Consider the following 2,689-nt stretch of genomic DNA (forward strand, 5'->3'; position numbering starts at 1 on the left):
CGGCCCGCCCCGATCGCCGACGTGGCGCGCGACGCCTCCACCGCCGCGCTCGCCGGCGAGATGGCGCAGACGCTGACCGAGGCGCGCGAAACGGGCCGCATGGTGCTGGAGCTTGACCTCGACCAGGTCGCGCTGGATTACCTGGTGCGGGACCGCATGGCGCTGGACGAGGAGGAGCTGGGCGCGCTCATGGCCTCGCTGCGCGAGCGCGGCCAACAGACCCCGGTGGACGTGGCCGAGATCGGGCCGGGCCGGTACGGCCTCATCTCGGGCTGGCGCCGGTGCCAGGCGCTGCGCCGGCTCCACGCGGAAACCGGCGAGGCGCGGTTCCGCACCGTGCTGGCATTGCAGCGCCGCCCGTCGGAAGCCTCCGAGGCGTACCTCGCCATGGTCGAGGAAAACGAGATCCGCGTCGGGCTGAGCTATTACGAACGGGCCCGGATCGCCGCGCGCGCGGTGGAACAGGGCGTGTTCGACACCGACCGGGCGGCGTTGCGCCACCTCTACCACGCGGCGCCTGCACAATCGCATGTCCGGCGCCGAAACCGGCGCGGACCCCGCCGACGCCCAAGCCGAGCCAGCGCCCGAGCATCACGACGCGCCCCACGCGCTCGACGCGGGTTCCGAGCAGATGCAGCACACCCCGACGCTGCGGCTGTCGGCTTGGCTGGTCTCTTACGCGGTGGCATTGTTCTCGCTGCCGGTGGGCGCCTGCCTCATCACCTACAACCTGATCCGTGGCGAAAGCCTCCGGCTGACCTCCCAGACGGCGGCGCTGACCGGCACTTTCATCGCGTTCCAGGCCTTCGGAACGACGGCGCAGGCCCTCGAGGTGATGCAGGCCGCCATTCTGTAACGCACGATCCCGCAATGCGGGCGCGGCGCATCCCCGGCGGCACATGTCAGCCGGGGATTTTCTCTTTGTGTGGCGCGCAACCCCGGCTACCATCCGGGCAGTCAGCAACAGACACACGGCCCGCCATGTCCCGGACACCCCTGACCCTTGCCGTCTTCACCACGTTCGTCCTCGTGACCGGTACGGCCGGCGCGGCGGCGGCGCCATGCGGCGACACCTCTGCCGGGTTCGCGGCGTGGAAAACCGAATTCGCGACCGAGGCGGCGCGCGCCGGGGTCGGCAAGCGCGGATTGCGCGCGCTCGCGAATGCCCGCTATGCCACGCGCACCATCGCCGCGGACCGCAACCAGAAAAGTTTCAGCTATACCCTCGAAAAATTCATGCGGGTGCGCGGCGCCTCGGTGATCGTGGCCCAGGGCCGCGACCGCAAGGCGCGCAATCCCGGCTTCTATGCCGCGCTGGAAAAGCGCTACGGCGTGCCGGCCGGCGTGCTGATCGCGATCCACGGCATGGAAACCGGGTTCGGCCGCTTCATGGGCGACAGCCGCGTTGTGTCGGCCATCACCACGCTGGCCTATGATTGCCGCCGCGCCGATTTCTTCAAGCCCCACGCCATCGGCGCGCTCAAGCTGGTCGATCGCGGCACGATCACCGGCGACACGATCGGCGCGCGGCACGGCGAGTTGGGCCACACGCAGTTCCTGCCGGGAAATGCCCTGACCTACGGGGTGGATGCCAACGGCGACGATCAGCTCGATTTCTACAGCCAGTCCGATGCGCTGGCCTCGACGGCGAATTTCCTGCGCCAGAAGGGCTGGCAGCCGGGCCGCGGCTACCAGCCGGGCGAGCCGAACTTCTCGGTGATCAAGCAATGGAACGCCGCCACGGTCTACCAGAAGGCCATCGCCATCATGGCCGGGCAAATCGACGCGCGCTGACACGGCGCCCGGCACACGCTTAACGAGAAATCATCAATCCGCCACATTTTACTCCAATTGCCCGCAGATTTCCGGTGTTTAACCAAGTTAACGGAGAAGCCGGAGACTTGAAAATGCAAGCGTCTGCCCATGGAACTGTCACCGCCCTGGAGTACCGGACATGTCCGGACCTCGACTTCGCCGATATCGTCGAGGAATTCGATATCGCCTTCCGCATGGTGGATGCGACCAAGCGTTCGCTCACCTGGGACTGCGAGGACATCGCCATCATCGAACGGGACAACCTGCGTGTCTGCATGGGGTGGCTGCCGCCCGAACAGCCCGGCGCGCCGTGGTACCTCGTGGTCGCCGTCGGCCCGACGGCACGGGATCGCACCACATCACAGGCCACGTTCATGGGCCGCGAAGGGCTGGATTACCTAACGGACCGGATCATCGAGCGCACGTCCGAGTTCCTCCCGGCCGACGCGGTGATGCGCGGCGAGGCCGGACAGCCGGTCGGCCCGGACCTGATCGACAACCTGCTGGAACTGCTGCGCCACCCGGTCGCCGGCAGCGACGCGCCCCCGGTGGACGATCCGCGCACCGAACGGCCGGGGGACACCTTCGCCCCCGAGGCAGAACCGGTGGCCGACGAAACCCTGTCGGAACCGGTGGACGCCAACCCGGCCCCCCGGTCCGTGATGCGGCGTTTCGGCCTGTCGGACATGGACGGGCTCGCGCCGGTCCTGAGCGGCGCGGCAAGCCGGCCCCTGCGCCTGTCGATCCACACCTTCGCGCTCACGCTCATGCTGCATGTCCCGGCGCTTGGCGCGTTCCTGTTCGCTTACACGCTGCTGCGCGACGCCTCCAGCGTCGCGGCCTGACCTGCCCGCCGCGGCGCCGCCGCCCTGCC

At 68.9% G+C, this 2,689-nt stretch carries 3 protein-coding genes and 1 pseudogene; all 4 read left to right on the forward strand.

Features of this window, described 5'->3' with window-relative positions:
* Nucleotides 1-189: 189 nt before the first annotated feature.
* Nucleotides 190-279 (forward strand): annotated as a pseudogene (locus ACH107_RS31905) (hypothetical protein); the annotation flags it as partial.
* A 250-nt stretch (nt 280-529) separates the two neighbouring features.
* Nucleotides 530-856 (forward strand): hypothetical protein, encoded by a 327-nt coding sequence (locus ACH107_RS31910; protein ID WP_412509651.1) that lies wholly within the window; start codon nt 530-532, stop codon nt 854-856.
* 125 nt (nt 857-981) lie between these two features.
* The gene (locus tag ACH107_RS31915) at nt 982-1,794 is read left to right on the forward strand and encodes a lytic transglycosylase domain-containing protein (protein ID WP_412509650.1); all 813 of its coding nucleotides are present in this window, start codon (nt 982-984) and stop codon (nt 1,792-1,794) included.
* A 113-nt stretch (nt 1,795-1,907) separates the two neighbouring features.
* Nucleotides 1,908-2,660, forward strand: coding sequence for a hypothetical protein (locus ACH107_RS31920; RefSeq protein ID WP_412509649.1), 753 nt, complete (start codon nt 1,908-1,910; stop codon nt 2,658-2,660).
* Nucleotides 2,661-2,689: the final 29 nt, after the last annotated feature.

This window comes from Roseovarius halophilus (ex Wu et al. 2025), from assembly GCF_047086965.1.